General features: G+C 78.0%; 1 protein-coding gene. It reads left to right on the top strand.

Going from position 1 to position 1,985, the window contains the following annotated elements; all coding sequences use genetic code 11:
* Positions 1-124: 124 nt before the first annotated feature.
* On the top strand, positions 125-1,985 hold a 1,861-nt coding region (locus JZ5iCDA_RS17175), incomplete at its 3' end, for a HelD family protein (RefSeq protein ID WP_069388207.1).

Below are 1,985 nucleotides of genomic sequence, written 5' to 3'. Positions count from 1 at the left end.
CGGGCCGGCCGGGGGGGCGGTCCTCGGCCGGGGCCCGCTCGTCGCCGCGTGCGCCATAATGGACGGCCGCGCCGAGCCGGTGCGGCACGGCGCGCGGCGCCCGGGACCGCGACGAAGGGACAGCGTGGGACGTTCGGACGAGCTCAGGCTCGAGCAGGAGGTCGTGGACACCCTCTACGCGCGCCTCGACGAGCTGCGCGCCGCCGCCCGCGCGCGCCTGGACCGCGTGCGCCGCTCGGGGCCCTCGGGGTCCCCGCAGAACCGCAGCGAGCGCGACGCGTTCGCCACGCTCTACGAGGACCGCGTCGCCCAGCTCGACGCCGTGGAGGACCGGCTCGCGTTCGGGCGTCTCGACCTCGACGACGGCACGCGGCGCTACGTGGGGCGCATCGGGCTCACGGACGCCGAGCACTCGAGCCTGCTCACCGACTGGCGCGCCCCCGCCGCCCAGGCGTTCTACCGCGCCACGGCCGCGCACCCCGACGGCGTGGTGCGCCGGCGGCACCTCGTCACCCAGCGCCGCAGCGTGACCGGGATCGAGGACGAGCTGCTCGACCTCGACGCGCCCGAGGAGGTCACCGGCTCCACCCTGTCGGGCGAGGGCGCGCTCCTCGCGGCCATGACCGCGGGGCGCACGGGCCGCATGGGCGACATCGTCGCGACGATCCAGGCGGAGCAGGACGCGATCATCCGCTCCGAGCTCGGCGGGGCGCTCGTCGTCCAGGGCGGGCCGGGGACGGGCAAGACCGCGGTGGCCCTCCACCGCGCCGCCTACCTGCTCTACGCCCACCGGCGCGTGCTCGAGCGCTCGGGCGTGCTGCTCGTGGGGCCGAGCCACTCGTTCCTGCGGTACATCGACCAGGTCCTGCCGTCCCTCGGCGAGACGGGCGTCGTCAGCGCGACGGTCGCCGACCTCCTGCCCGGGCTCGTCGCGGACGGGGACGAGGACCCGCGCGTCGCGCGCGTGAAGGGCCGCGCCGTCATGGCCCGCGCGGTCCGCCGCGCCGTCCGGGCGCGCGAGCGCGTCCCGGCGGCCGACGTCCCGGTCCGGCTCGACGGCCGTGACCTCGTGCTGCGGCGGCGCGACGTGCGCGACGCGATCGCGAAGGCGCGCCGCACCCACAAGCCGCACAACCTGGCGCGCGTGGGCTTCGTGCGCGACATGCTCGCGCGCCTCGCCGACCAGTACGGGGCCGCGCTCGGCGAGCCGCTCGTCGGGGAGGACCGCGCGGTCGTGCTGGAGGACCTGCGCGCGCACCGCGACGTGCGCGTGGCGCTCAACCTCGCGTGGCTGCCCATCACGCCCGAGCGGCTCGTCGAGGACCTCTACGTCAAGCCGCACCGGCTCGCCGAGGCGGCCCCCGAGCTGTCGGAGGCGGAACGGCGCCTCCTCGAGCGCCCCAAGGGCGCGCCCTGGACGCCGGCCGACGTGCCGCTGCTCGACGAGGCCGCCGAGCTGCTCGGCGAGGACGACCAGGCCTCGCGCGCCGAGGCGGCCGCGCAGGCCGCGCAGCACGCGCAGGACCTCGAGTACGCGCGCCAGGTCCTCCAGTCGTCCGGCGCGGGCGGCGGGCTCGTCGACGCCGAGGTGCTCGCCGGGCGGTTCGCGGCGAGCGGGCCGCGCCTGACGACGGCCGAGCGCGCCGCGCAGGACCGCACGTGGACCTACGGGCACGTCGTCGTCGACGAGGCGCAGGAGCTGTCGGCGATGGCGTGGCGCATGCTCGTGCGCCGGTGCCCGACGCGGTCGTTCACGGTCGTCGGCGACGTCGCGCAGACGTCGTCGCTCGCCGGCGCACGGTCGTGGGCCGGGGCGCTCGACCCGGTGCTGCGCGACGGCTGGCGGCTCGCCGAGCTCACCGTGAACTACCGGACCCCGGCCGCCGTCGCGGACGCCGCCCGGCGCGTCGCCCTCGCCGCCGGCCTGCCCGTCTCCCCGCTGACCTCGGCGCGCGAGGTCGAGGGCTCGCTGCGCGTCGTGCCGG

Origin of the sequence: Cellulosimicrobium cellulans (genome assembly GCF_001722485.1) — a bacterium.
GTDB lineage: Bacteria > Actinomycetota > Actinomycetes > Actinomycetales > Cellulomonadaceae > Cellulosimicrobium > Cellulosimicrobium cellulans_A.
The sequence above is the reverse complement of the archived record's forward strand: the minus strand, read 5'-3'. Positions and strand labels throughout refer to the sequence as shown.